21 protein-coding genes are annotated in these 26854 nt (G+C 70.7%); 7 read left to right on the plus strand and 14 right to left on the minus strand.

All coding sequences use genetic code 11. From position 1 onward, the window contains the following. Positions 1–219: 219 nt before the first annotated feature. On the plus strand, positions 220–1842 hold the full coding sequence (locus tag J2S42_RS20485; protein ID WP_307241480.1) for a DEAD/DEAH box helicase: 1623 nt from the start codon (positions 220–222) through the stop codon (positions 1840–1842). Positions 1843–2257: 415 nt separating this feature from the next. On the opposite strand, the gene cds1 is transcribed toward J2S42_RS20485, so the two are convergent. Then, positions 2258–3352: an L-cysteine desulfhydrase Cds1 gene (gene cds1 / locus J2S42_RS20490; protein WP_307241482.1), complete on the minus strand. Its 1095-nt coding sequence runs from the start codon at positions 3350–3352 to the stop codon at positions 2258–2260. Further along, positions 3349–3798, minus strand: a complete 450-nt coding sequence (locus J2S42_RS20495; RefSeq protein ID WP_306837012.1) for an Lrp/AsnC family transcriptional regulator — start codon at positions 3796–3798, stop codon at positions 3349–3351. Before J2S42_RS20495 ends, cds1 begins: the two co-directional genes overlap by 4 nt. Before the next feature lie 224 nt (positions 3799–4022). Between J2S42_RS20495 and J2S42_RS20500 the strand changes: the two genes are divergently transcribed. After that, on the plus strand, positions 4023–4286 hold the full coding sequence (locus tag J2S42_RS20500) for a BldC family transcriptional regulator (RefSeq protein WP_307241484.1): 264 nt from the start codon (positions 4023–4025) through the stop codon (positions 4284–4286). Here J2S42_RS20500 and J2S42_RS20505 read toward each other — a convergent pair. From J2S42_RS20505 to J2S42_RS20515, 3 genes are read right to left on the minus strand one after another with little or no spacing between them, the layout of a single operon-like run. Continuing rightward, on the minus strand, positions 4279–4908 hold the full coding sequence (locus J2S42_RS20505) for a UbiX family flavin prenyltransferase (RefSeq protein ID WP_307241486.1): 630 nt from the start codon (positions 4906–4908) through the stop codon (positions 4279–4281). The two genes, J2S42_RS20500 and J2S42_RS20505, sit on opposite strands and share 8 nt — an antisense overlap. Then, positions 4901–5797, minus strand: coding sequence for a menaquinone biosynthesis prenyltransferase MqnP (mqnP, locus tag J2S42_RS20510; RefSeq protein WP_307241488.1), 897 nt, complete (start codon positions 5795–5797; stop codon positions 4901–4903). Before mqnP ends, J2S42_RS20505 begins: the two co-directional genes overlap by 8 nt. Beyond that, positions 5794–7242 (minus strand): menaquinone biosynthesis decarboxylase, encoded by a 1449-nt coding sequence (locus tag J2S42_RS20515; protein WP_307241490.1) that lies wholly within the window; start codon positions 7240–7242, stop codon positions 5794–5796. The genes mqnP and J2S42_RS20515 overlap by 4 nt, the downstream gene beginning before the upstream one ends. Before the next feature lie 135 nt (positions 7243–7377). Between J2S42_RS20515 and J2S42_RS20520 the strand changes: the two genes are divergently transcribed. Continuing rightward, positions 7378–8037 (plus strand): hypothetical protein, encoded by a 660-nt coding sequence (locus tag J2S42_RS20520; protein WP_307241492.1) that lies wholly within the window; start codon positions 7378–7380, stop codon positions 8035–8037. A gap of 1 nt (position 8038) precedes the next feature. Here the strand turns inward: J2S42_RS20520 and ccsB are convergent, their stop codons facing one another. The 6 genes from ccsB to hemL all read right to left on the minus strand — a co-directional run bounded on the left by ccsB (position 8039) and on the right by hemL (position 13943). Beyond that, positions 8039–9007 carry a c-type cytochrome biogenesis protein CcsB gene (ccsB, locus tag J2S42_RS20525; protein ID WP_307241493.1) on the minus strand — a complete coding sequence of 323 codons (969 nt, stop codon included), beginning with the start codon at positions 9005–9007 and terminating at the stop codon, positions 8039–8041. Next, entirely contained in the window at positions 9007–10545 is a 1539-nt protein-coding gene (resB, locus tag J2S42_RS20530; protein WP_307248894.1) for a cytochrome c biogenesis protein ResB, read from the minus strand. The genes ccsB and resB overlap by 1 nt, the downstream gene beginning before the upstream one ends. A 74-nt stretch (positions 10546–10619) precedes the next feature. Further along, complete coding sequence (locus tag J2S42_RS20535) at positions 10620–11408, minus strand: cytochrome c biogenesis CcdA family protein (protein WP_307241495.1); 789 nt, start codon at positions 11406–11408, stop codon at positions 10620–10622. Further along, positions 11401–11976, minus strand: coding sequence for a TlpA family protein disulfide reductase (locus tag J2S42_RS20540; protein WP_307241497.1), 576 nt, complete (start codon positions 11974–11976; stop codon positions 11401–11403). The genes J2S42_RS20535 and J2S42_RS20540 overlap by 8 nt, the downstream gene beginning before the upstream one ends. A 2-nt stretch (positions 11977–11978) precedes the next feature. Continuing rightward, entirely contained in the window at positions 11979–12629 is a 651-nt protein-coding gene (locus J2S42_RS20545; RefSeq protein ID WP_307241499.1) for a histidine phosphatase family protein, read from the minus strand. A 3-nt stretch (positions 12630–12632) separates the two neighbouring features. Further along, positions 12633–13943, minus strand: a complete 1311-nt coding sequence (gene hemL, locus J2S42_RS20550) for a glutamate-1-semialdehyde 2,1-aminomutase (RefSeq protein ID WP_307241501.1) — start codon at positions 13941–13943, stop codon at positions 12633–12635. Between the two features lie 153 nt (positions 13944–14096). Between hemL and J2S42_RS20555 the strand changes: the two genes are divergently transcribed. After that, positions 14097–14420 carry an STAS domain-containing protein gene (locus tag J2S42_RS20555; RefSeq protein ID WP_307241503.1) on the plus strand — a complete coding sequence of 108 codons (324 nt, stop codon included), beginning with the start codon at positions 14097–14099 and terminating at the stop codon, positions 14418–14420. 148 nt (positions 14421–14568) lie between these two features. Here J2S42_RS20555 and J2S42_RS20560 read toward each other — a convergent pair whose 3' ends face one another. Beyond that, positions 14569–15123: a response regulator gene (locus J2S42_RS20560; protein ID WP_307241505.1), complete on the minus strand. Its 555-nt coding sequence runs from the start codon at positions 15121–15123 to the stop codon at positions 14569–14571. Next, positions 15123–19550 (minus strand): HAMP domain-containing protein, encoded by a 4428-nt coding sequence (locus J2S42_RS20565; RefSeq protein WP_307241507.1) that lies wholly within the window; start codon positions 19548–19550, stop codon positions 15123–15125. The genes J2S42_RS20560 and J2S42_RS20565 overlap by 1 nt, the downstream gene beginning before the upstream one ends. A 143-nt stretch (positions 19551–19693) precedes the next feature. On the opposite strand from J2S42_RS20565, the gene J2S42_RS20570 reads away from it, so the two are divergent. Further along, positions 19694–21763: a SpoIIE family protein phosphatase gene (locus J2S42_RS20570; protein WP_307241509.1), complete on the plus strand. Its 2070-nt coding sequence runs from the start codon at positions 19694–19696 to the stop codon at positions 21761–21763. A 79-nt stretch (positions 21764–21842) separates the two neighbouring features. After that, positions 21843–23342, plus strand: coding sequence for a hypothetical protein (locus tag J2S42_RS20575; RefSeq protein WP_307241511.1), 1500 nt, complete (start codon positions 21843–21845; stop codon positions 23340–23342). Between the two features lie 12 nt (positions 23343–23354). Here J2S42_RS20575 and J2S42_RS20580 read toward each other — a convergent pair whose 3' ends face one another. Continuing rightward, positions 23355–24620 carry an FAD-binding oxidoreductase gene (locus tag J2S42_RS20580; RefSeq protein ID WP_307241513.1) on the minus strand — a complete coding sequence of 422 codons (1266 nt, stop codon included), beginning with the start codon at positions 24618–24620 and terminating at the stop codon, positions 23355–23357. 123 nt (positions 24621–24743) lie between these two features. Between J2S42_RS20580 and J2S42_RS20585 the strand changes: the two genes are divergently transcribed. Beyond that, positions 24744–26843, plus strand: a complete 2100-nt coding sequence (locus tag J2S42_RS20585) for a S9 family peptidase (protein WP_307241515.1) — start codon at positions 24744–24746, stop codon at positions 26841–26843. Positions 26844–26854 lie beyond the last annotated feature (11 nt).

The raw sequence follows: 26854 nt of genomic DNA on the forward strand, positions 1-26854 counted from the left end.
ACGGACGTTACGCCAATCGGGTAACACAGTGAGCCCCGCCACTACGGGCCGGGAATGCCCCCGGCGCATCGCTGGTTGACGGGTAGGCTGTCATTCATCATTCGTTTCCGGTGGGCGTTTTCAGCGCCTGCCGGAGGGCGTTCTTGCAGGGCATTCGCGGCGACTCCCCTCGCCGCGGCGGGGCCACTTAGCGAGCATGCGCCCCGTTGAGAGGTTTCTTTGACGACTTTCGTTGACCCCAGCACGTTCCCGTCCCTCTTCGACTCGTCCGCGGACCCTTCCGCCGAGTCCGCTCCCGCCGCCGAGGCGGAGAGCACCCCCGAGGTCACCTTCGAGGACCTCGGCCTCCCCAACCGCCTGGTGCGCGCGCTCGCGCGTGAGGGCATCACCGCTCCGTTCGAGATCCAGGCCGCGACCGTCCCCGACGCGCTGGCCGGCCGGGACGTGCTCGGCCGTGGCCAGACCGGCTCCGGCAAGACGCTGGCGTTCGGCCTTCCGGTGCTGGCCCGCGTCGCCATGGGCGGCCGCGCCGAGCCGCACCACCCGAAGGCGCTGATCCTGGTGCCGACGCGCGAGCTCGCCATGCAGGTGGCAGACGCGCTGATGCCGCTCGGCAAGCCGCTGGGCGTATTCATCAAGACCGCGGTCGGCGGCGTGCCGTACGATCGGCAGATCGACTCGCTCCGCCGGGGCGTCGAGATCATCGTGGCCACGCCGGGCCGGCTCGGCGACCTGATCAACCGCGGCGTCTGCAACCTGGACAAGGTGGAGATCACGGTCCTGGACGAGGCGGACCAGATGGCCGACATGGGCTTCCTGCCCGAGGTCACCGAGCTGCTGTCGAAGACCCCGGCGGACAGCCAGCGGCTGCTCTTCTCGGCCACGCTCGACAAGGACGTGGACACGCTGGTCAAGCGGTTCATGACCGACCCGGTCACGCACTCGACCGCACCGCCGGTCGCGACCGTCTCGACCATGGATCACCACATGCTGCTGATCCCGCCGCAGGACAAGTTCCCGGTGACCGCGTCGATCGCCGCCCGCAAGGGCCGGACCATCATCTTCGCGCGTACGCAGATGGGCGTGGACCGGCTCGTCGAGCAGCTCGCGGTCGTCGGCGTCCGGGCCGGTGCGCTGCACGGCGGCAAGACGCAGCGGGCGCGTACCCGCACGCTGGCGGAGTTCAAGGAGGGCCGGACGAACGTGCTGGTCGCCACGGACGTCGCCGCCCGCGGCATCCACGTCGACGGCATCTCACTGGTGCTGCACGTCGATCCGCCGAAGGACCCGAAGGACTACCTGCACCGGGCCGGTCGCACCGCCCGGGCCGGCGAGTCCGGTGCGGTCGCCACGCTGGTCCTGCCGAAGCAGCGCCGCACCACGCTCGGCATGCTGGAGAAGGCCGGCGTCAGCCCCGCGCAGACCCGCGTCCGCGCCGGTGACGCCGCGCTGACCGAGCTGGTCGGCGCGCAGGAGCCGTCCGGCGTCCCGGTCGTGGAGGAGCCCGAGCCGCCGCGCCGTTCCGAGGGCGGCCGCGGCCGTCGCTTCGGCGGCGGCGGCGACCGCGGCCCGCGCCGCTTCGACGGCGAGCGTCCGCGCCGCTTCGACGGCCCTCGCGAGGACCGTCCGCGCCGCTTCGACGGCCCCCGCGAGGACCGTCCGCGCCGCTTCGACGGCCCCCGCGAGGGTGGCCAGGCCACCGGCAGCGGCGACCACCGCTTCACCGGCGACCGCCGCCCGAACTGGCGTGCCCGCGACGAGCGTCCCCGCGACGACCGCCCGCGCGACGACCGCCCCAGCGGCGGCGAGCGCCCGCACCGCCGCCCGGCGCGCACGCACTGACACAGCACCACAGCGAAGGCCGTCACCCGAGGGGGTGACGGCCTTCGCCGCATTCCGGGCCCCGCAATCCTCCACCGCGCGTTCTCGCCTGCGGCGGGCTCGGCTGCGGGAGCGCGTCGGCCGCACCGGGGCGGAAGCGTCATATTGCCGGTCTCCGCGCGACGTCCGGTGCCACCTCGTCCGCGGCACGAGCCCCAGCCGCGGCAAGGTGCACAGCGTTGTTCTTGGTCTGGAAACTACGGCGAGCCTATTCGGCGAGTTCGCGCAGGCCTCAGCGGTTCGATAGCGACTCCAGCGACGCGGCTGACCGGCGCGAGATCTCATACTCGCAGGACGCGGGCCGGGACCGGCTCCGCCGCGGCATCCGGAGCGGCGCGCGCCCGCGGTGGGCGCGCGCCGGAGCGAGCGGACGGTGTCAGGGGTTGGTCCAGGTGCCGGAGGCCAGGAAGTCGCGGATAGTGGTCAGGTGCGGGGTCAGGTCGAGGTTCTGTTCGGTGACCCAGCTGTCGGAGAAGTAGGTGTCGGCGTAGCGTTCGCCGCCGTCGCAGAGGAGGGTGACGACGGAGCCGGCCTGGCCGGTGGCGCGCATCTCGGCGATGAGTGTGAACGCGCCCCACAGGTTGGTGCCGGTGGAGCCGCCGACGCGGCGGCCGAGGACGGCGCTGGCGGCGCGCATGGCGGCCAGGGAGGCGGCGTCGGGGACGGCGAGCATGCGGTCGACGACGGCGGGCTGGAAGCTCGGCTCGACACGGGGGCGGCCGATGCCCTCGATGCGGGAGCCGCGGCCGGTTTCGACGGTCCAGTCGGCGTCGCGGTAGGCCGGGAAGAACGCGGAGTTCTCCACGTCGACCACGCAGACGCGGGTGTCGTGGCGGCGGTAACGGACGTACCGCCCGAGTGTGGCGCTGGTGCCGCCGGTGCCGGCGCCGGTGACGAACCAGGCCGGGATCGGGTGGCGTTCCAGGGCCATCTGGGCGTAGATCGACTCGGCGATGTTGTTGTTGCCGCGCCAGTCGGTGGCGCGCTCGGCGTACGTGAACTGGTCCATGAAGTGGCCGCCGAGGTCGTCGGCGAGACGGCGGGCCTCGATGGACGCGGCGGCCGGGTTCTCCACCAGGTGACATTTGCCGCCCTGGAACTCGATCAGGCTGATCTTCTCGGCGGACGTGGTGGCCGGCATGACCGCGATGAACGGCAGGCCGAGCATGCGCGCGAAGTACGCCTCGGAGACCGCGGTGGAGCCGGAGGACGCCTCGACGATCGTGGTCTGCGGGCCGATCCAGCCGTTGCAGAGGCCGTAGAGGAAGAGGGAGCGGGCCAGGCGGTGCTTGAGCGAGCCGGTGGGGTGCACCGACTCGTCCTTGAGGTAGAGGTCGATGCCCCACTCGGGCGGCAGCGGGAACGGCAGCAGGTGGGTGTCGGCGGAGCGGTTCGCGTCCGCCTCGACCTTGCCGATCGCCTCGGTGACCCAGAGCCGCGCCGGTTCGTCAGAGCGCGCGTAGGACGTCATCGGACCACCGGCTGTGGACGGTGCTCCCACTTGGTGGAGAGCGCGATCGCGGTGCGCGTGCTGGCCACGCCGGGGACCCGGCCGATGCGCACGACGATCTGCTCCAGCTCGGCTATCGTGCCGACCCGCACCTTGATCTGGAACGACTCAAGACCGGCCATGAAGTAGCAGTCCTCGATCTCCGGCATCTCGCGCAGCGCGGCGCCGACGTCGTCGGTGTCACCGCCGGAGTCCTGCACGATGCCGATGAAGGCGGTGACGCCGAGCCCGACGGCCTCCGGGTCCACCTCGGCCTGGTAGCCGCGCAGGACGCCGTTCGACTCCAGCTTGCCGACGCGCTCGTGCACGGCGGGGGCGGAGAGGCCGACCTGGCGGGCCAGCTCCGCGTACGAGATGCGCGCGTTGCCGCGCAACAGCTCCACGATTTTCAGGTCAGTTGTATCCACGGTGCGTTAACAATATCGCCCTCGACCGCGCACGGCGATCCGTCGTAAATCAGAACTAAGCTCGCAGATAGTACCGCCGAACGGCTCAACCAGTGCGTTTTCCACGTTCTCCGGACACGCTACGCGGGCGGTGCTTCAATGGCCGTACGTCCCTAGAGTGCTTCGGTGTGGACACGGAACGTAATCAATAATCCCCGAAGCATCGATCGACGCTAGGAGGGGTCGTGGACACTGGAGATCGTCTGCTGACGCCGGGCGAGGTGGCTGCGCTGTTCCGCGTCGACCCGAAGACGGTCACTCGCTGGGCGGCCGCCGGCCGGATCGGCAGCATCAGGACCCCGGGCGGGCATCGCCGCTTCCGGGAGTCCGAGGTGCGTCAGTTACTCGAGGGTGAGGGCGCCCTGGAGGAGCTGAACAAGGACCTGCCGCCGGAACCGAACGGCGGCAACGGTGGCCCCGGCGGCTACCACCCGCCGTCGCTCAACTGAGCCGGCTCTGTGCGTTGAGCTCGCCGGTCCACCGGCGGAAGAGCGTGTGCGGTACGCCGAGCGCGTCCAGCACCTTGCCCGCCACGAAGTCGACGAGCTGCTGTGCCGAGGCTTCCGCGCCGGCCCCGTAGAACCCGGGGCTGGCCGGGAGCACCACCGCGCCCGCGTCGTGCAGTGCGATCAGGTGTTCCAGGTGTGACCTGGTCACCGGCGTCTCGCGCGGCACCACGACGACGCGGCGGCGCTCCTTGAGGGAGACCTCGGCCGCGCGCTGCAGCAGGTCCTTGGAGAGGCCGATGGCGATGCCGGCGCAGGCCGCGGTCGACGCGGGGACAACGACCAGACCACGCACCGGGTACGAGCCGCTGCTCGGGCCGGCCGCGAGGTCGCCGGCCGGCCAGTGCACGACGTCACCCGGCGCGGTGCCGAGCCACGCGGCCAGGTCGTCCTTCCAGTGCGCGTCCCGGAACGGGCGGCCGGTCTCGTCCAGGATGGTCAGCCGGGCGGCCCGGGAGACGATCAGATCGACCGGCTCGCCGGCCTCGAACAGCGCGCGGAGCACGGCGGCGGCGTACGGCGTCCCGGACGCCCCCGAGACGCCGACCACCCACGGACTACGCACGGAGTCCCTGCAGGATCACGAGGTCCAGCAGCGCGAACGCGAAGAGCGCGACCGCGATCAGGCCGTTCGCGGTGAAGAACGCGCGGTTGACCCGGGACAGGTCGTCCGGGCGCACGATCCGGTGCTCGTAGACCAGCACACCGGCGATCCCGGCCAGGCCGAGCCACCAGAGCCAGCCGTACCCGGTGAGGTAGCCGAACGCGGCGTAGAGCGCGACCGTCAGCACGTGCGTGGCCGCGGCGATCCGCAGCGCACCGGCGACGCCGTGCTTGACCGGGACCGAGCCGACGCCGATCTGCCGGTCGATGTCCACGTCCTGGCAGGCGTAGATGCAGTCGAACCCGCCGATCCAGGTGCCGACCGCGAGGCCGAGCACCATCGCCTCCCAGGACCATTCACCGGTCACGCCGATCCACGCCCCGACCGGGGCCACGGCCTGCGCCGCGCCGAGGAAGACCTGCGGGTAGTTGGTGAAGCGTTTGGCGTACGAGTAGATGACCAGCGCGAAGAGCGCCAGCGGGGCGAGGAGCAGGCAGAGCAGGTTCAGCGCCGCGGCCGAGGCGAAGAAGATCACCAACGAGATGATCAGGCCGGCCCAGGCCACGCGCATCGAGATCGCGCCGGTGACCAGCTCGCGGTTGGCGGTGCGCGGGTTCTGCGCGTCGATCCGCACGTCGATGATCCGGTTGGCGGCCATCGCCACGGTGCGGGCGGAAACCATCGCGACCGTGATCAGCCCGAGCGTGCCCCACTGAACGTTCGGCGACAGCGTGCGCATGGCGGTCAGCGCCGCCAGGTAGGCGAACGGCAACGCGAAGATCGAGTGCTCGATCATCACCAGCCGCAGGAAGCCCTTGACCGGGTTCGGCCGGGCTACGGTGTCGGTCACAGGCCGTACTCCTTCCAGCGCTTGGTGACCTTCTGCACGATCTCCGGGGACATGACCATGCTCTCCGGCCAGCCGCGGGTGTAGCCCTCGGACGGCAGCTTGCGGGTCGCGTCGACGCCGGCCTTGCCGCCCCAGAACTGCTGGTAGGACGAGTGGTCGAGGTGGTCCACTGGGCCCTCGGTGAGCAGCAGGTCGCGCGAGTAGTCGACGTTGCCGAACGCGCGGAACGCGACCTCGGAGTAGTCGTGCACGTCGCAGTCCTCGTCCACCACGATGATCAGCTTGGTCAGCGACATCATGTGCGCGCCCCAGATCGCGTTCATCACCTTCTGCGCGTGCTTGGGGTAGCGCTTCCGGATCGAGACGATCGCGGCGTTGTGGAACACGCCCTCGGCCGGCAGGTCGTAGTCGACGATGTCCGGGATCATGAAGCGCAGCAGCGGCGCGAAGATCCGCTCGGTGGCCTTGCCCAGCCCGTGGTCCTCCTGCGGCGGCTGGGACGTGACGATCGAGTGGTAGACCGGGTCGCGCTGCATGGTCATGCACTCGATGTGCAGCACCGGGAACGGCTCGACCGGCGTGTAGAAGCCGGTGTGGTCGCCGAACGGGCCCTCCGGCATCCGCTCGCCGGGCTCGAGGTAGCCCTCCAGCACGATCTGCGCGTTCGCCGGGACCTGCAGCGGCACGGTCACGCAGTCGACCATCTCGACCCGCTCGTTGCGCAGGAAGCCGGCGAACAGGTACTCGTCGATGTCGGCCGGCAGCGGCGCGGAGGCGGAGTAGCAGACCGCCGGGTCCGCGCCGATCGCGATCGCCACCGGCAGCCGCTGGCCGAGTTGCTCCGCGACCGCGTGGTGTGCGGTGGAGTTCTTGTGAATCTGCCAGTGCATGCCGAGCGTGTTGTGCGAGTGCTGCTGCAACCGGTAGAGGCCGAGATTGCGCTTGCCGTTCTCCGGGTGCTTGGTGTGGGTCAGCCCGAAGTTGTGGAAGATCCCGCCGTCGCCGGGCCAGATCTGCAGGCCGGGCAGCCGGTTCAGGTCGACCTGGTCGCCCTTGTAGACGACCTCCTGGCAGGGGGCGGACTTCAGCTTCTTCGGCGGCATGGACTTCAGCTGCAAGACCTTGCCGATGCCGTCGCGGATGCCGGACCAGCCGACCGGCAGTTCCGGCTTGAGCATGTTGCCGATCCGCTCGCCGATCTCGTCGAGCGAGCCGACACCCAGCGCCCGTGCGGTGCGCTCCTCCGTGCCGAAGAGGTTGATCGCCACCGGCATGTCGCCGCGGGTGGGCCGCTCGAAGAGCAGAGCAGGGCCATGAGCCTTGACCGTACGGTTGACGATCTCGCTCATCTCGAGGGTGGGGTCGACCGGCGCGCTGACCCGGCGGAGATCACCGGTCTTCTCCAGCGCGGCGAGGAAGTCCTTCAGGTCCGTGAACGCCGCCATGATGACCAGTCTTGCGCACTCGCCGGAATCGGTTGCGCGGGCGGTCCGATAACTGGTCGATCGCCACACAATCACGGTGCGTATCCGAATGATTACAACGTAGTTTGTTCTGATATGCGGGGACTGGCGGCTTTGATGGTTCTGGCGACGGTCACACCGCCGCTTCCGGCGCAGGACCGGATGTCCGGCTACCACCACCTCGGCGCCACCACGATCGGCGAGTTCCACGGCGCGTCCGCGCGGCTCACCGTGGTCGACCCGGAGGTACGGGCCGGCACGCACGACTTCGTCGCGGCCCGGCTGCTGGCCAAGCGGGAGACCGCGGACGGCGGCGTGGAGTGGCTGGAGGCGGGCTGGGCGGAGACCGGGTGGGGCGGCGACGGGCGGCAGCGGCTCTACACGTACGACAGCGTGTCCACGGCCTGGCGCTTCCACGACGCGATCCGGCTGGAGCCCGGCGACGAGGTCTGGATCGACCTGCGCACCGGTCCGGAGGGCATGTGGCAGGCGTGGGCGTGGTGGAACGGCGACTGGCACCTGCTGGCCGAGAAGCACGTGCCGATCGGCGCCACCGGACGGATGGAGCAGTACGTCGAGATCTACCACGACGACAGCGAAGGCCCGATGCACGTGCCGCACGCGGAGATCGACTACGCGCGGGTGCGGCTCGGCCCGGACGGTCCGGACGTGCCGTGGACGCCGGAGACCGCGCCCAGCACGACCGGCGAGGGCGACGACGGCTACTGCGTGGAGTGGCAGTCCCGCTTCACGTTCTGGTCCGCGGGGACGTGCTGACTCAGACTCCGGCGTACGAGTGCAGGCCGCCGAAGAACAGATTCACGCCGAACAGGTTCATCAGCATGGTGAGGAAGCCGACGATCGCGATCCAGGTCGCCACGTTCCGGCGCACGCTGGGCGTGGCGCGGGCGTGCAGGTAACCGGCGTAGACGATCCAGGAGATGAACGCCCAGACCTCCTTCGGGTCCCAGCCCCAGTAGCGGCCCCAGGACGCCTCCGCCCAGATCGGGCCCGCGATCAGCGCGCCGAACGTCCAGATCGGGAACGCGAACGCGTGCAGCCGGAACGTCAGCCGCTCCAGCGCGGCCGCGTTCGGCACGTTCTTCGCCAGCGAGTACGGGAAGCTGCGCTTGCCCTTCTCGTACCCGTTGCGCATCAGGTAGAGCGCGGCCGGGACGACGCCGAGCAGGAAGATGCCGGACGAGGTGGACACGGCCGCGATGTGGATGATGAACCAGGCCGAGTCCAGCGCCGGGACCAGCGGGCCGACCGGCGTGTACGCCACCATGCCGGCCACGCCGAGCAGCAGCACCTGGAACAGCGCCACGAACAGGCCGAGGTGCCGCAGGCCGGGCCACCGGACCAGCACCACGAACCAGGCCGCGATGCCGATGAACGTGGCCGAGAGGATGAACTCGTACATGTTGCCCCACGGCACCCGGTCGGCCGCGATGCCGCGGGTGACCAGCGTGCCGATGTGTGCGAGCGCGGCGAGCACGGTGACGCCCACGGCCGCCCAGCCGATCAGGCCGTTACTCCTCGCCGGGACCGGCTCGGACACGGACTCGATCGGGGCCGCTTCCTTGACGACCGGGCCGCCGGCCATGACCAGCTCGCGCTCCGGACGCATCGCGGCGCGGCCGATGTGGCTCCGGGTGCCGAACGCGTACTCCGCCGCGTGGCAGATCATCGCCACCAGGTAGGCCAGGACGGTCACCACCAGCAGCTGATCGGATAGCTCAGCCATCACACGGTCCCTTCAGCGGTGTCCCCCGCCGTGCCACCGCCCGGCCTGGTCGCGGCGACCAGCTGGGCGAACTCATCGGCGAAGCCGGGATAGTCGGTGCGCGGCAGCCCACCGGCCTCCATCAAACTACTACGTCCCGTCGTGGACGATTCTCCCAGGTCGCCGGGCGTGATACGGAAGAACACGCGGCGTCGCTTGCCGTAGAGCGACAGCGTCAGTCCGATCAGGCCGAGCACGCTGCTGACCAGCACGAAGAGCTGGCCGGGGTCGCTGCGGACGGAGATCGTGGCGTACTCGCGGGTGCCGACGAAGGTGACCGTGCTGCCGTCGTCCAGCGTCCACGACTCGCCCGGCTTGAGCAGCTTGGCCTCGCCGATCTGGGTCAGCTTGCCGCGGTCGATCTGCCCCTGGTTGATCGAGTAGACCGAGTTCGGGATGCCGGCGTCCTCGCCCAGGTTGCCGCGGTAGGCCAGCAGCGTCAGGCCCGGGTTGTTCTCGGCCGGGTGGACCGAGATCGTGACCAGCCCCTCGGCCGGCATGGTCGGTGCGTAGATGCCCTGGAAGCCGACCTGCAGATCGTCCTGGCGCTGCCCGGTGGCCGGGTCCACGTTGGCGTCCGGGAACTTGGCGACGCCCTCGCTGGTCTGGTTCAGGTCGGTGGAGAGGAACGGGCTGACCCGCTCCTGGGTGACGCCGTACCGGTCGGTGTACCGGATGACCGGCGCGTAGCCGTGGCCGAGCAGGTAGACGCTCGCGCCGTCGAGCCGCAGCGGCGAGTTGACCGCGAACCGCTCGCTCCGCGAACCGCCGTTCTCCTCCACCGTGGCCGTGGCCTGGAAGGACTCCGGCATGCCGGTGTCCAGGAAGCGTGCCTGGAAGTCGGTCAGCTCCAGGCAGAACGGCGGCAGGTCGGCGTCGTCGACGCGCGGGCCGAGGCCGCTCTCGTCGAACTGCGGCACGCTGTTGCAGAACGCGGTGTCCGGGCCGGCGACCAGGATGCGGTTGCCGTGCCAGCCGTACCAGCTGCCGAACGCCACACCGGCCAGCACGCACAGCAGCGCGGTGTGAAAGACCAGGTTGCCCGTCTCCTTCAGGTGGCCCTTCTCCGCGCTGACCGTCCACCCGCCGCCGGCCTGCTCCCGGGCGACCGCGCGCCACCGGGCCGTCCGCAGCATCGCGCGGATCCGTTCGGCCGCCTCCGCGGGCGTACCGTCGACCTCCTCGGCCGGGACGGACGCGGCCAGCCGGTCCAGCCGGCGCGGCGCCTCCGGCGGCGTCATCCGGACCGCGCGCCAGTGCTCGCGGATCCGCGGGATGATGCAGCCGATCAGCGACGTGAACAGCAACACGTAGATCGCCGAGAACCAGACCGACGCGTACGCGTCGAAGGCACCCAGTTTGTCGAGCGTGGGCGCCAGGTCCGGGTGGTCCCGGAAGTAGTCGGACACGCCCTGCGCGCTCACCGCGCGCTGCGGCAGCACCGAGCCGGGGATGGACGCGATCGCCAGCAGGAACAGCAGCGTCAGCGCGGTCCGCATGCTGGTCAGCTGCCGCCACGAGTTGCGCAGCAGCGCCAGCACCGGGTTCGGGCGTGGCGGCGTCTCGACAGCACTCACAGCAACACGTCTCCGACACCCACGGTGGTCAGCAGCCAGATGAGGAACTGGTTCCAGGCGCCGGTGACCAGCGCGACGCCGACCAGGACCAGCATGCCGCCGCCGATCCGGGTCACCCACTGGCCGTGCCGCCGCAGCGTCGTGAAGACGCCGAGCAGGTGCCGGAACCCCAAACCGAAGATCAAGAACGGAATGCCCAGGCCCAGGCTGTACGCGATGCCGAGCACCGCGGCGCGGTCGGCCTGGCCGGTCGCGGCGGAGAGCGCCATCACCGAGCCGAGTGTCGGGCCGATGCACGGCGTCCAGGAGAGCGCGAAGATCGCCCCGAAGATCGGTGCGCCGATCAGGCCGGCGTCCGGCAGCCGGTTGATCCGGAACTCGCGCTGCAGGCCGGGGATCAGGCCCATGAAGGACAGCCCGAGCACGATGATCAGCGCACCGGCACCGATCTCCAGCGGCCGCTGGTGCTCCAGCATCAGCCGGCCGACGTTCGCCACCAGCACGGTGCTGAGCGTGAAGACCGTGGTGAACCCGGCGATGAACAGAACGGTGCCGGCGAGCACGCGGCCGCGTACCCACGTCGTGGTTCTGGTTCTGGTGTCGCCCGGCGTGCTGCCCGGCGTCTCCAGATCGGCGCCGGTCAGGCCGGTGATGAACGACAGATAGCCGGGGACCAGCGGCAGCACGCACGGGGAGAGGAAGCTGACCAGGCCGGCCAGCGTCGCGGCCAGGATCGCCAGGACGAGCGGGCCGCTCGCCGCCGTGTCCGCGAACGTGTCAGCCATTCTCCGCGGCCACCCTCTGCACCAGCGGTGTCAGCTCGCTGGCCAGCACCGACCGCCGGATCACCAGCGCGATCCGGCCCTCGCGGTCCAGGATCACGGTGGACGGCGTGGCGCCCGGCGGGATGTCGAAGTCCAGGCCCAGCCGGTTCGCCGGGTCGAACAGGCTCGGGTACGTGACCCGCCCGCGCTCGAACGCGATCGCGGCGTCCCGGTCGTCGCGGTTGTTGATGCCGAGGAACTCGACGCCGCTCGCCTTGGTGGTCTGGTACGTCTGCTCCAGCTCCTTGGCCTCGGCGCGGCACGGCGAGCACCAGGAACCCCAGAAGTTGACCACCACGACCTTGCCCCGGGCCGAGGCGAGGTCGTAGCGCGAGCCGTCCAGCAGCTCACCGGCGGCCTCGGGCGCGTCCGGCCGCTCACCGGCGGCGCACTCGATCACGCCGTTCGCCCCGGTGGCGCAGGCCTCGGTCCAGTCGCCGCGACCGGCGAGCAGACCGCCGGCCACCGCGCCGGCGACCAGCAGCGCGACGCCCACGACGATCGCCTTCGGCCTGGTGAGCGCTGCCATGGTCAGGCCCCCTTGGCCGTCCGGGCGGTGGGTGACATCGCGATCAGGTGTGCGGCCGGCTCGGAGTACATGACGCCGACGATCTTGGCGCCCTCGAAGTGGAACGAGGTGAGGCTGGCCAGGCCGCACTGGCGTTTGCGCGGGTCGTGCCAGAGGCGCTTGCGCTCCACGTGGTTGCGCAGCGTCCAGATCGGCAGCTGGTGCGAGACGCAGAGCGCCTCGTGCCCCTCGGCCTCGACGCGCGCGGCCTCCAGCGCCGCGTACATCCGCTTCGCGATCAGCGTGTACGCCTCGCCCCAGGACGGCGTCACCGGGTCCCGCATCACCCACCAGTTCCGCGGGTCGCGGAGCGAGCCGTCGCCGACCGAGACGCGCTTGCCCTCGAACCAGTTCGCGCTCTCGATCAGCCGGTCGTCCACCGCGATCGGCAGCCCGAACTGCGCCGCGATCGGCTCGGCCGTCTGCTGCGCGCGCTCGAGCGGGCTGGCCACCACGTGCGTGATGTCCCGCTCCGCGACGGCCTGCGCCGCCGCCTTCGCCATCTGGACGCCGAGCTCGGAGAGGTGGTAACCGGGGAGCCGGCCGTAGAGGATCTTCTCCGGGTTGTGCACCTCACCGTGCCGCAGCACGTGCACGACGGTCTTGCTCGTCACGCCTTACCCCCTTTGGCTCGCCGCGGCCGCACGAGCGGCCCGCGGGAGCGCCGCAGCGATGATCTCCAGTGCCTCGTCGTCGATCGCGGTCGACACGAACCAGGACTCGAACGCGCTGGGCGGCAGGTACACGCCGAGCGCGAGCATCTCGTGGAAGAACGCCTTGAACGCCCCGGCGTCCTGCTGCTTCGCGGACGCGTAGTCGGTGACCTCGGCGTCCGTGAAGAAGATCGAGAACATGCTGCCGGCCGTGGACAGCCGGTGCGGCACCCCGGCCTCGGCCAGCGCCTTCGTGGCCAGCTCACCGATCGTGGCCGCGGTCGCGTTCAGCGTCGCGTAGACCGCGTCGTCCGCGAGCCGCAGCGTGGTCAGACCGGCCGCGCAGGCCAGCGGGTTCCCGGAGAGCGTGCCGGCCTGGTAGACCGGGCCGGCCGGGGCCAGCCGATCCATCACCTCGCGGCGACCGCCGAACGCGGCCGCGGGCAGGCCACCGCCCATCACCTTGCCGTAGGTGAACAGGTCGGCCGCGACCGGGTCGAGGCCGGTCCAGCCGTTGCGGGAGAGCCGGAAGCCGGTCATCACCTCGTCGACGATGAGCAGTGCTTGATTTCGGTGAGCGATGTCCGCGAGTGCGCGGTTGAAGCCGTCGTGCGGCCGGACCACGCCCATGTTGCCCGGCGCGGCCTCCGTGATGATCGCGGCGATGTCCGGGTTCTGCGCGAAGGCCTCTTCCACGGCGGCGAGGTCGTTGTAGGGCACCACGATCGTCTCGGCCGCGCTCGCGCCGGTCACGCCGGGTGAGTCCGGGAGCGCCAGCGTGGCGACGCCGGAACCGGCCGCGGCCAGCAGCGCGTCCACGTGGCCGTGGTAGCAGCCGGCGAACTTGACGATCTTCGACCGGCCGGTGAAGCCGCGAGCCAGCCGGATCGCCGACATGGTGGCCTCGGTGCCGGAGTTGACCAGGCGGATCGCGTCCACGCCGGTGCGCGCGACCATCTCCTCGGCCAGCTCGACCTCGCCGGGGGTGGGTGTGCCGAAGCTGGTGCCCTTCGCGGCCGCGGCCTGCACCGCCGCGATCACCTCGGGGTGCGCGTGACCGAGGATCAGCGGGCCCCAGGAGCAGACCAGGTCGACGTAGCGCCGGCCGTCCGCGTCGAACATCCACGGGCCCTCACCGCGGACCATGAACCGCGGCGTGCCACCGACCGCGCGGAATGCACGCACGGGCGAGTTGACCCCGCCCGGCACGATGGCCTTGGCACGGTCGAACAGGGCCTCGGAGGCGGGTGCCTCGGCAATATGTGAGTCGCTCACGGTTCGCCCATTCTGTCAGCGCCCGGCGCAACCCGGGCAACCACCCCTGACCAGGAGTTGTCCGCGTCACCGGGCGCCGTGGCAGGACCTGCCGACACCCCCGGACGGGTTTCTCAACAGGCTAGCGAGACCAGATCGCGATAGGCTGATCGCGTGGAGCGTCCGGAGTTGTCCATCGCACTACAGCGGACCCCCGGCGAAGTCGTGCTCAAGCTCGCCGGGGAAATCGACATGCTCACGGTGAACAAGCTATCGAGCATTGTGAATGAAATGGTGTCCGACCCCCCGCCGCGGATCATCCTCGACATGGGCGGCATCACATTTTGCGACTCCCAGGGCCTCGGCACGCTGGTCGTGCTGTCGCGAAAGGCGTCGTTCGCCCAGAGCGTTCTCATCCTCACCAACGTCGGCGACTTCCTCCTCCGCGTCCTCGACATCACCGGGCTGCGGTCCGCGCTGATGATCCAGGCCTCATAGGCGAACGAAAACCGGCCGGCCGCGCGGCCGGCCGGTTTTCGTTCTGGTACCCACGGACGTGCAGGGAGGCCGCCCGCGGCCGACCGGTGCCCGCGGGAGCATGCGGAACCCGGCCCGCCGGAAGCGGGAATATCTGCATTTGTGGCCTTCAGCTGCCCCAGCGGGCCTTTTCCAGGACACGGACGGCGCGGGCGACGGCCTCGGGGTCGGCGGAGCCGTCGCGAAGCAGGTTGAGCGACTCGTCGACGGCCTCGGTGAGCGAGGCCCACTGGGACTCGCGCTCGCGGACGGTCTCGGCCTGGAGCTGGAGCTGGCGGTTCTTGGACCAGAGGTCGACGAAGACGGAGACCTTGGCGCGCAGCACCCAGGGGTCGAGCGGCTTGGTCAGGTAGTCGACGGCGCCGACGGAGTAACCACGGACCGCGAGGTGGGAGTCGCGGTCGGCGGCGGTGAGGAAGATGATCGGGACGTGCCGGGTGCGCTCGCGGCGCTTGATGTGGCCGGCCGTCTCGAAACCGTCCATGTCGGGCATCTGCGCGTCGAGCAGGATGACCGCGAAGTCCTCCCGCATCAGCTGCTTCAGCGCGGCCTCGCCGCTCTCCACGGCCACCGGGTGCACCGCGATGCCCTGCAGGATCGCCTCCAGGGCCAGCAGGTTCTCCCGGCGGTCGTCGACCAGCAGGGCCTTCGCCACGTCCGTCATCAGTTGATCTCCCGACCGCTGCCGTTGACCCAGGCTGCCATGAGCGAGATCAGCTCGTCCAGGTCGACCGGCTTGGTGATGTAGTCGCTGGCCCCGGCTGCGAGCGCGGACTCGCGGTCACCGGGCATGGCCTTCGCCGTGAGGAAGACGACGGGCAGCTCCGCGAAGCGATGGTTGCGGCGGATGCTGCGGGTCGTCTCGTACCCGTCCTGGTCCGGCATCATCGCGTCCATCAGGACGATGTCGACCTCCGGGTGCTCGGCCAGCAGACGGACGCCGTCGGCGCCGTTGTCCGAGTAGAGCACGGTCATGCCGTGCAGCTCCAGCGCGCTGGTCAGCGCGAAGACGTTCCGCACGTCGTCGTCGATGATCAGCACGGTCGCGCCGTCCAGCTGACGGCTGCCGGGGACGCTGCGCTCCTCCTCGATCGGCGTGGTCAGCATCGGCATCGCCATCGACGGTGCCGGGCCGGACGGTACCGTCTGGATCGGCGCCGGCTGCGCCGCGGGCACCGGCACCACCGCGTCCGGAACCAGCACGTCCGGCACGTAGAGCGTGAACGTGGATCCGTGGCCGGGCGCGGACGAGACCGTGATCAAACCGCCGAGCAGGTTCGCGAAGCCGCGGCTGATCGACAGGCCGAGGCCGGTGCCGCCGTACTTGCGGCTGGTCGTGCCGTCCGCCTGCTGGAACGCCTCGAAGATCAGCGACAGCTTGTCGTCGGAGATGCCGATGCCGGTGTCGGTGACCGAGAACGCGATCACCCGGTCCGCGGACATCAGCGACGGCACCTCGAAGCGCAGCTCGGACGGCGCGTAGCCGATGCTCAGGCTGACCGCGCCGGCGTCGGTGAACTTCACCGCGTTCGAGATCAGGTTGCGGAGGATCTGCTGGAGCCGCTGCGCGTCCGTGACGATCGACTCCGGCAGATCGTCCGCGAGCGTGACCGAGAAGTCCAGGCCCTTCTCCTCGGCCTGTGGCTTGAACGCCTGCTCGACGTAGCCGCACACCTCGTCCAGCGCCAGCTCGCTCGGCTCCACGTCCATCCGGCCCGCCTCGATCTTCGAGACGTCCAGGATGTCGTCGATCAGGCTGAGCAGGTCCGAGCCCGCGCTGTGGATCGTCCGGGCGAACTCGATCTGCTTCGCGGTCAGGTTCTCCTCGGAGTTGTCCGCCAGCAGCCGGGCCAGGAGCAACAGCGAGTTCAGCGGGGTACGCAGTTCGTGGCTCATGTTCGCCAGGAACTCCGACTTGTACGCGGACGCCCGGGACAGCTGCTGCGCCTTCTCCTCCAGGCCGATCCGGGCCATCTCGATCTCGCGGTTCTTCGTCTCGATGTTGCCCTTCTGCTCGGACAGCAGTTTCGCCTTGTCCTCCAGCTCCGCGTTCGTCCGCTGCAACTCGGCCGACTGCTCCTGCATCTCGTGCGCGAGCCGCTGCGACTGGGCCAGCAGTTGCTCGGTGCGCCGGTTCGCCTGGATCGTGTTCAGCGCGATGCCGATCGTGCCGACCAGGCGGCGCAGGAACGAAAGGTGCAGGTCGGAGAACGGGCTGACCGCGGCGAACTCGATCACGCCGAGCAGCTCACCCTCGAAGATCACCGGGACGATCACCAGGTCGGCCGGCGGCGTCTGGGCGATGCCGGAGCGGATCACCAGTCGCTGGTCCGCCGCGGCGCCGACCCGGATCATGTCGCGGGAGATCGCGGCCTGGCCGACCAGTCCCTCGCCGGGCGCGAACGTGACCTCGTTGTCCCGGGCCACGTAGCCGTACGAGGCGATCAGCCGCAGCCGGGTGGCCGCGTCGCTGTGGTTCGCGTCCCCGTGGTCGATCATGAAGAACGCGCCGACGTGGCCCTCCACCAGCGGCGTCACCTCGTGCATGATCATGCGGCAGACCTCGCTGATGTCCCGCTGCCCCTGCAGCAGGCCACCGATGCGGGCCAGGTTCGAGTCGAGCCAGCCCTGCTCCGCGTTCTTCTTCGTGGTGTCGCGGAGCGTCATCACCATCTGGTTGATGTTGTCCTTCAGCTCCGCGATCTCGCCCATCGCCTCGACCGCGATCCGTTGCGACAGGTCGCCGCGGGTCACGGCCGTGGAAACCTGGGCGATCGCGCGAAGCTGGGTGGTGAGCGCGGAGGCGAGCTGGTTGACGTTCTCGGTGAGGTCGCGCCAGGTGCCGGCCACGCCGCGCACCCGGGCCTGACCGCCGAGCTTGCCCTCGATGCCCACCTCCCGGCCGACCCGGGTGATCTCCTCGGCGAACGACGACAGCTGGTCGACCATCGTGTTGACGGTGGACTTCAGCTCCAGGATCTCGCCCTGCGCGTCAACGGTGATCTTCTGGGACAGGTCACCGCGGGCCACGGCGGTGGTGACGGACGCGATGTTCCGCACCTGGGAGGTGAGGTTGGAGGCCATCGAGTTCACGTTGTCGGTGAGGTCGCGCCAGGTGCCGGACACGCCCTTCACCTGGGCCTGACCGCCGAGCTTGCCCTCCGTGCCGACCTCGCGGGCCACCCGGGTGACCTCGTCGGCGAAACTGCTCAGCTGGTCGACCATCGTGTTGACGGTGGACTTCAGCTCCAGGATCTCGCCCTGCGCGTCGACGGTGATCTTCTGGCTCAGGTCGCCGCGAGCGACTGCGGTGGAGACCTGGGAGATGTTGCGGACCTGGGAGGTCAGGTTGGAGGCCATGAAGTTCACGTTGTCGGTGAGGTCGCGCCAGGTGCCGGCGACGCCGCGGACCTGGGCCTGACCGCCGAGCTTGCCCTCGGTGCCGACCTCGCGGGCCACCCGGGTCACCTCGTCGGCGAAACTGCTCAGCTGGTCGACCATCGTGTTGACGGTGGACTTGAGTTCGAGGATCTCGCCGCGGGCGTCGACGGTGATCTTCTGCGACAGGTCGCCCTTCGCCACGGCGGTGGTGACGGAGGCGATGTTCCGGACCTGGGCGGTGAGGTTGGAGGCCATCGAGTTCACGTTGTCGGTGAGGTCGCGCCAGGTGCCGGACACGCCCTTCACCTGGGCCTGACCGCCGAGCTTGCCCTCCGTGCCCACCTCGCGGGCCACCCGGGTCACCTCGTCGGCGAAACTGCTCAGCTGATCGACCATCGTGTTGACGGTGTTCTTCAGTTCCAGGATCTCGCCGCGGGCGTCGACGGTGATCTTCTGCGACAGGTCACCCTTCGCCACCGCGGTGGAGACCTGAGAGATGTTCCGGACCTGGGACGTGAGGTTGCCCGCGAGCTGGTTCACGTTCTCCGTGAGGTCGCGCCACGTGCCGGCCAGGCCACGGACCTGCGCCTGGCCGCCGAGCTTGCCCTCGATGCCGACCTCGCGGGCCACCCGGGTCACCTCATCGGCGAAACTACTGAGCTGGTCGACCATCGTGTTGACCGTGTCCTTCAGCTCCAGGATCTCGCCCTGGGCCTGCACGGTGATCTTCTGCGACAGGTCGCCGTTCGCCACCGCGGTCGAGACCTGGGCGATGTTGCGCACCTGGGCGGTGAGGTTCGAGGCCATCGAGTTCACCGAGTCGGTGAGGTTCTTCCAGGTGCCGGCCACGTTCGGCACCTCGGCCTGACCGCCGAGCTTGCCCTCGGTGCCCACCTCCCGCGCCACCCGGGTGACCTGCTCGGCGAACAGCCGGAGCGTGTCGGTCACGCCGTTCATCGTGGACGCCAGCTCCGCGACCTCGCCCTTGGCGGAAACGGTGATCTTCTGGGACAGGTCGCCGCGCGCGATCGCACCGGCCACGTCGGAGATCGACCGCACCTGGTGCGTCAGGTTCGACGCCATCGTGTTCACCGAGTCGGTGAGGTCCTTCCAGGTGCCGGAGACGCCGCGCACGTCCGCCTGGCCACCCAGCTTGCCCTCGGTGCCGACCTCCCGGGCCACCCGGGTGACCTCGTCGGCGAACGAACTCAGCTGGTCCACCATGGTGTTCACGGTGCGGCCGATGCGGAGGAACTCACCGCGCAGCGGGCGGCCGTCCATCTCCAGCGCCATGTGCTGCGACAGGTCGCCCTCGGCCACGGCCACGATCACGCGGGCGATCTCGGTGGTCGGCCGGCCCAGGTCGTCGATCAGCGAGTTGATCGCGCGGGCCCACTTGGCCCAGTCACCCTCGTACGCCTCGTCGTCCAGCCTTTCCGCGAGCTGGCCGTCCCGGCCGACGATCCGGCTGATCCGGCGTACGTCCAGGTTCTGCCGCTCCTGGAGCGAGACGACCTCGTTGAACGCGTCCGCCACCTCGGCCGCCGGGCCGCTGCGCCGGGGCAGGCGCACCCTCAGGTCGCCCCGCCGCACGTCCCGCAGCGCATCCGCCAGCTCGGCGAGGAACGCCGCCTCCTCGGACGGGTAGGTGACGGTGCTCACAGGTTCGGCCGCGACTGCGGCAGCGCGGGTCTGTTTCGCCGTAGTCATGGAAAGGTCCTCGCAAGCTCGCGGTTCGGGGCTTATCCGGGCGTCTTACCACGCGGATCGCGGGGTCGACCATGTCATCATTGCGCCTTTCACCCATCAGGTGCGAGCGTCCAGCTTGGTGAGGGCCCACCTTTCAGTGGAGGATGCAAGCTGTGTCAGCCGAGGCCAGTGTCGGGCCGGACAGTGTCCGGCAGGAGCACGTACGCCGGGTGAGACTGCCCGCAGACCGCCGTACCCCGGCCGCGGCGCGGGCGGTCGTGCGCGCGGTCCTCAGCGAGGGCGGCCTGGACGAGCTGCTCAACGAGGCGTTGCTGCTGACCACCGAGCTGTCCACGAACGCGGTCGTGCACGCGCGGACCGAGCTGGAGATAGAGGTCGTCGCGGACGGGCACGGGCTCACGGTCACGGTGACCGACTTCGCGGCCGGGCAACTGGAGACGCTGACCGCGCGTCCACGTACCGAAGAAACTGATATTTCGGAAGTGTCCGAGCGGGGCCGCGGGCTGCTGCTCGTCGATCACTTCTCCAGCCGCTGGGGCACCACCCACCTTCGCCACGGCAAGGGCGTCTGGTTCCGCCTCGACCGCAAGATCCCCACGGCCGCCGGGCCGACCGGTGACCGGCTGCCGGAGATCGGGCCGCCGCCGGAGAGCACCGGCGCGGCGCCCAGCGCGAAGGCACTGGCCACGCTGTTGCAGTCGGCGCCGGACCCGTACGGCGACGACGCGCTCGGCGACTTCGCCACCGACCTGCTCGCCCGGGTCTGCGAGCTGGTCGGCGCGGCCGGCGGCGTGGTCCGGCTGAACCGCGGCGACGGCGGGGGTCAGCAGCAGCTCGCCCGGTACGGCCGCGCACCCCGCGCCGACGTGCCCACCGTGCGCGTGCCGTTGACCGTGCACCGGCCGTACAGCGGCGAACTCGAACTCGACGCCGCGCCGTCCGGATATGCCGCGCCGCTGGCCACGCTGGTCGCGGAACGCCTGTCACTGCACCTGGAGAACGACCGGCTGCGCCGCGCCGACCTGCGCCGGCAGACCTGGCTGACGTTCCTGGCCGAGGCCAGCGAACTGCTCGCGCAGTCGCTCGACGTCGAGCTGACGATGGCGCTCATCCCGCAGCTGGTCGTGCCGCGGCTGGGCCAGTGGTGCGCGGTGCACACCACGGACGAGTGGGGCCGGCTGGAGCTGGCCACCGCGATCCATGCGGACGAGTCCGCACTCCCCCAGCTGCACGCCGCGCTCAAGGAGAGCGGGCCGGACTCCGCGCTGGCCCGGCTGCGCGAGGTCTCCCGCACCGGCGGCCAGGCGCCGCTCGGCGCGCCCACGGACGGCATCGCGCTGCCGTTGATCGCGCGCGGCCAGGCACTCGGCACGCTCGCGGTCGGCCGGCACAATCGCCAGCGGCACGACCCGGACGAGATCGCGGTGCTCGAGGACGTGGCCCGCCGCGCCGGTCTCGCCATCGACAACGCGCGCATCCACGACGAACGCCGTCGGGTCGCACGCACGCTCCAGCAGTCGCTGCTGCCACCGGTGCTGCCGGTCGTGCCCGGCATCGGCTTCGCGGCCGAGTACGTACCGACCGGCTCGGACATCGAGGTCGGCGGCGACTTCTACGACGTGATGCCGCTGCCGGACGGCCGCTGGCTGGTCGTGGTCGGCGACGTCTCCGGCAAGGGAGTCCAGGCCGCGGCCGTGACCGGCCTGGTCCGCGACGTGATCCGGGTGCTGGCCCGGGACGGCAAGCCGCTGCCCGAGGTGCTCGCCCGCCTCAACGACACGCTGGTCGAACGGGGCGGCGGCCGCTACTGCACGCTCGCGCTGGCTGCGGTCGGCCGGTCCACCGACGGGCTGCTGGACACCACGCTCTACCTGGCCGGCCACGACCGGCCGGTGCTGATCCGCGCGGACGGGCGGGCCACGTTCGTCGGCACCGGCGGTACCGCGCTCGGCCTGATCGACGCGATCGCGTCACCGGCCACCGAGGTGCAGATCCGCCGGGGCGACGCGCTGGTCTTCTACACGGACGGCGTCACCGAACGCCGGCGCGGCCGTGAGCTCTTCGGACCGGAACGGCTGCGGACCGCGTCCGGACCGCTGGCCGGGTACTCGGCGGACGTGATCGCGGCCCGCCTGCGTTCCACCGCGATCGGGTTCTCGATAGACCCACCACGCGACGACATCGCCATCCTGGTGCTGCGCAACGATCCATAGAGGACCGTTGCGTGTGGACGGTACAAACGTCGTCATGCGCTTAACAGCACGGAGAGCATCGATTCCTCTGCTCGCGGTAATGGCGGTACTGGTGGGCGCCACGCCCGCCTCGGCGGCCTCGAGCACGCTGTCGCTGACGTCGATCTCGTTCGGCAGCACACAGGTAGACGCGTCGAACGGCGACGTCACGCCACTGACCTGGACCGTCACGGACAGCAACACGGATTCCTACGGGCCGTCCGGCACGGTAACGCTGCGACAGCGCGGCGACGGGCCGGGAGAGTTCGTCGGCCTGAGCCACCGGATCACGTTCCAGTTCGGTGACCAGGGGCACTACGCGGTGGCCCGGCACGTGTCCGGACCGGCGACCGCGTCGACGTACGTGTACGACTTCGCCCCACCCCGCCATTCCGCGACCGGCACGGCCGAGTGGGTGGTGACCTCGGTCGAGGTGACGACGATCGGCGCGACGCTGACCGTCACCGACGGCCTGCCGTCATTGACCGCGACCACGCTGGTGGACGACGTCGCGCCGACGCTGCAGCACATTTCGCTGACCGGCATACCGGACGGGCGCGAGCCGTACGTCTTCGCCGGCACGGGTGCGCTGCGCGTCAGCCTCAGCCCGGTCGACTATCCGTCCGGCATCTCACACGCGGTCGTGACGTTCACCGGCCCGGGCGGGCAGACCATCAACGGTGAGGCACGGGTCGAGACGATCCCGGGATCCGGCACGTGGTGCGGCGAGACCAGCACCAGCGGCCTGTTCCAGCCGCACTGCACCGCACTGGTGCACGTACCGGCGGGCGCACCCTCGGGTGTGTGGCACCTCACGTCCGTGGCCCTGACCGACAATTCCGGCAACACAGGCGTGATCACGGATGGGCTGGACGTCCCGTCGGTCACCGTCACGTCGAACGAATCGCTCAGCGTCCGCGCGTTCACCGCTACGCCGAACCCGGTCAACAACTGGCACGGTGACACCTGGACCACGCTGACGCTCGCGGTCGACGGCGCTCAGGGCGGCGTCAGCCTGGTGCAGAGCGACTTTCAGGTGGGGTCGTGCCAAGACGTCTCGGCGACGCCGACGGTCAACTCCGACGACACCGTCAGCGTCCCGGTCCGGATGCGGCAGGGCGCGGAGGAGTGCATCTTCGTCTCGCTGGCCGTGGTGGACGGCGCAGGCAACGTCGCGCTCTACGGCCCCGGCTACCAGGCGCCCGCCATCGGTCTGACCATCGAGCGCCTGCCGAACACGACCCCACCGGTCGCGAGCGACCTGTCCTGGGAGCGACAGACGTTCGCCGCGTCCGAGACCGGCGCGTCGCTGGTGCTCACCATGGCGATCACCGCACCGGTCGCGCCGGTCAATACCTCCGGCCTCTACCTGGTGCTGCCGAACGGCCACGAGCTCCCGCTGAACGGTAGTCACGAGCCTGGTGACGGAACACTGACCATCCGTGCCGGCCTGCCGAGCGGGCTCGCGCCGGGCACCTACCCGGTCCGGCTCTACATCCAAGACGCGGGCTGGCTCCGCAGCGACTACGCAGCGCCCGACATCACGGTCATCGCCGGCTGACCCGCGGCCCGGTCACGGTCCGCAGGGGTTGACGGCAGCGCGGACCGTGGCCGGGGCGGAGAGGACGGTGCAGGTGCCGTCGCGGGCCAGGAGGATGCCGCGGAGTGCGTCGAGGATGGCGGAGACGCGGGCGGGGGTGAGTGTGGCGGGGAGGGCGGCGTGGATGACGCCGACGCCGGCGCGGCCGCGGACCGGGACCGCGGCGCCGACGGCGTCGCGGAGCGCGTAGACCGCGGCGTGCAGGTCGGCCGGGGGCAGGTCGATGCGCAGGCCGACCTCGCCGGCGTCGAACGGGGCCCGGCCCCACCAGACCGGCGGTGTGCTCTCCGGGCGGGCGTCGCCGCCGAGCAGGTCGACCAGGACCGCGGCGCGGACGCCGACCGGTGCGGGGTCGCCCTCCAGCAGCATGGAGAGCGTGCCGGCCGTCTCGCGGACGGCGCGCTGCCGCGGGATGCCGGCGGGACGGCCGGCAGGCAGGTCGATCTCGATCGCGTCCGGGTGCACGGCCGAGCTACGGATGCCGAGGATCAGGTCGCGGGCCTCGGACGGGTTGGCCAGCGTGCGGGAGACCCAGAGCCGTGCGCCGGGCCGGGGCAGCACGCGGAGCGTGGCGGACGTGATGATGCCGGGCAGCGGGTCGGCGCAGCCGGCCAAGCGGGCGGGCCGGCGCGGGAAGCCGCCGAGCAGCCCGGCCGGGATGCCCTCGACCTGGCCGGGGAACCCACCGGCGTCGCCGAACTCGCGCACCGCGTCGCCGGTGAGCTGCAGCAGCTCGCCCTCGATGGTGAGGCAGCGCAGGTGCAGGATCTGTTCGCGCGGTGAGCCCCAGCGGTGGCGGAGCGGGCCGGTCTCGTCCGCCGCGAGCACGCCGCCGATGGTCGGGCCGGCGGATGGCGGGTCGATGGCGAGCCGGCGGTTGACGCCGGCCAGCACGGTCTGCACCGAGCGCAGTGGCGTACCGGCGCCGACCTCGACCAGCAGGTCCGGCTCGGCGTGGCGGCGCAGACCAGCCAGGCGGCCGGTGTCCAGCACCAGGTCGAGGCCGTGCGGCGGCACGCTCCAGTCGAGCTTCGAACCGGCGCCGCGCGCGGTGAGAGTGAGGCCGGCGCGCGCCGCGACGCGCAGCACCTCGGCGGCGCCCTGGGTGTGCGGTGGCGCGGCGACCCAGTGGGGCTGGGTGCCGGCGACGGCGTCGGCGGGGCCGCCGGGCCGGGCGAACTGCGGGCCGCAGATCTCCATCAGGCGACGCAGGATCGCGTCGTCGGCGCTCGATCCCATGATTGTTTTCCCCTGTCCGCAACGACCCCCAGTCGACAACGGCGGCTTATCGTACACATGTTCGAACACGGTTGTGCAAGTCCTCAGGCGACAGCCGGTACGGCGCCGGTAACGTGGGGAGGCGTGACCACCGAGACGCCTGCCCACGCCCGACCGCCGATCGCAAAGCGGGTGCCGACCGAGCGCACCCACCACGGCGACACGGTCGTGGACCCATACGCCTGGCTGACCGCGAAGGACGATCCGGAGACGATCGCCTACCTCACCGCGGAGAACGAGTACACGGACGCGGTCACCGCGCACCTGGCCGGCCTGCGGGACAAGATCTTCAACGAGATCAAGGAGCGGACACAGGAGACGGACCTCTCCGTACCCTCCCGCAAGGGTGACTACTGGTACTACTCCCGCACGGTCGAGGGCAGCCAGTACGGCATCCACTGCCGGCGTGCGGTCGCGCCCGGCGAGACGGACCCGCCGATCCCGGCCGACGGTGCGCCACTGGCCGGCGAGGAGGTGCTGCTGGACGGCAACGTGCTGGCCGAGGGGCACGACTTCTTCGCGCTCGGCACGTTCGACGTGAGCCCGGACGGGCGGCGCCTGGCGTACTCGGTGGACTTCGCCGGTGACGAGCGGTTCACGCTGCACGTCAAGGACCTGACCACCGGCGAGGTGCTGCCGGACGCGGTGCCCGAGGTGTCCTACGGCAGCGCCTGGTCCGCGGACGGCTCGGTGCTGTTCTACCTGACCGTGGACGACGCCTGGCGGCCGTACCGGGTGTGGCGGCACGTGATCGGCACGCCGACGGCCGACGACGCGATCGTGTTCGAGGAGCCGGACGAGCGGTTCTGGGTCGGCGTGGGCCTGACCCGGTCGGAGAAGTTCGTCCTGGTCGAGGCGAGCAGCAAGATCACCAGTGAGGTACGGGCAATCCCGGCGCACGCGCCGCTCAGCGAACCGGTCCTGATCGCGCCGCGCCGGCAGGGCGTGGAGTACTCCGTCGAGCACCACGGGCACCGGTTCCTGATCCTGCACAACGACGGCGCGGAGGACTTCGCGCTGGCGTACACGTCGGCGGACAACCCGGGCGACTGGGTGCCGCTGATCCCGCACGAGCCGGGCACCCGGCTGGAGTCGGTCGACGCGTTCACCCACCACCTGGTGGTGTCGCTGCGCAAGAACGGGCTGACCGGCGTGCGCGTGCTGCCGATCGGCGGCACGGACAGCTACGACCTGGAGTTCCCGGAGCCGCTCTACGACGTCGGCCTGTCCGGCAACCCGGAGTACGACACGAACTCGATCCGGCTGCACTACACCTCGTTCGTCACGCCGAACTCGGTCTACGACTACGACCTGGTGACCCGCGCGCTGACGTTGCGCAAGCGGCAGCCGGTGCTGGGCGACTTCGACCCGGACGGGTACGAGCAGCACCGGGACTGGGCGCTCGCGGAAGACGGCACCCGGGTGCCGATCTCGCTGGTGTTCCGCAAGGGCGTGGCCCGGGACGGCCGGGCCCCGCTGGTCCTCTACGGCTACGGATCGTACGAGTCCAGCATGGACCCGTACTTCTCGATCGCCCGGCTGTCGCTGCTGGACCGCGGCGTCATCTTCGCGGTCGCGCACGTGCGCGGCGGCGGTGAGATGGGCCGCCGGTGGTACGAGGACGGCAAGCTGCTGGCGAAGAAGAACACGTTCACCGACTTCGTCGCGGCCGCGCGGCACGTGACCAAGGCCGGGTGGACGTCCGCCGACCGGATCGTGGCGCGCGGCGGCTCGGCCGGTGGCCTGCTGATGGGCGCGATCGCGAACCTGGCGCCGGACGCGTTCACCGGCGTGGTGGCCGAGGTGCCGTTCGTGGACGCACTGAACTCGATCCTCGACCCGTCGCTGCCGCTCACCGTGATCGAGTGGGAGGAGTGGGGCAACCCGCTCGAATCGGCCGAGGTGTACCAGTACATGAAGTCGTACACACCGTACGAGAACGTGACCGCGCAGGCGTACCCGCAGATCCTCGCGATGACCGGGATCAACGACACGCGCGTGCTCTACCACGAGCCGGCCAAGTGGATCGCCCGGCTGCGGCACGTGGTACCGGACGGGACATTCCTGCTCAAGACGGAGATGGGCGCGGGTCACGGCGGCCCTAGCGGCCGCTACGACGCGTGGAAGGAAGAGGCATTCGTGCTCTCCTGGATCCTCGACCGGCTGGGCCGCGCCACGGTCTGACGTCCGCGGAC

The organism is Catenuloplanes indicus, from assembly GCF_030813715.1.
Classification (GTDB): domain Bacteria; phylum Actinomycetota; class Actinomycetes; order Mycobacteriales; family Micromonosporaceae; genus Catenuloplanes; species Catenuloplanes indicus.

Coding starts and splice junctions, on each gene's coding strand:
- cds1 (WP_307241482.1), bottom strand. CDS start 3,352: ATGACGTCCTACGCGCGCTCTGACGAACCGGCGCGGCTCTGGGTCACC.
- J2S42_RS20515 (WP_307241490.1), bottom strand. CDS start 7,242: ATGGCGGCGTTCACGGACCTGAAGGACTTCCTCGCCGCGCTGGAGAAG.
- J2S42_RS20520 (WP_307241492.1), top strand. CDS start 7,378: ATGGTTCTGGCGACGGTCACACCGCCGCTTCCGGCGCAGGACCGGATG.
- ccsB (WP_307241493.1), bottom strand. CDS start 9,007: ATGGCTGAGCTATCCGATCAGCTGCTGGTGGTGACCGTCCTGGCCTAC.
- resB (WP_307248894.1), bottom strand. CDS start 10,545: ATGCGGACCGCGCTGACGCTGCTGTTCCTGCTGGCGATCGCGTCCATC.
- J2S42_RS20535 (WP_307241495.1), bottom strand. CDS start 11,408: ATGGCTGACACGTTCGCGGACACGGCGGCGAGCGGCCCGCTCGTCCTG.
- J2S42_RS20540 (WP_307241497.1), bottom strand. CDS start 11,976: ATGGCAGCGCTCACCAGGCCGAAGGCGATCGTCGTGGGCGTCGCGCTG.
- J2S42_RS20560 (WP_307241505.1), bottom strand. CDS start 15,123: ATGACGGACGTGGCGAAGGCCCTGCTGGTCGACGACCGCCGGGAGAAC.
- J2S42_RS20565 (WP_307241507.1), bottom strand. CDS start 19,550: ATGACTACGGCGAAACAGACCCGCGCTGCCGCAGTCGCGGCCGAACCT.
- J2S42_RS20570 (WP_307241509.1), top strand. CDS start 19,694: ATGCAAGCTGTGTCAGCCGAGGCCAGTGTCGGGCCGGACAGTGTCCGG.
- J2S42_RS20575 (WP_307241511.1), top strand. CDS start 21,843: ATGGCGGTACTGGTGGGCGCCACGCCCGCCTCGGCGGCCTCGAGCACG.
- J2S42_RS20580 (WP_307241513.1), bottom strand. CDS start 24,620: ATGGGATCGAGCGCCGACGACGCGATCCTGCGTCGCCTGATGGAGATC.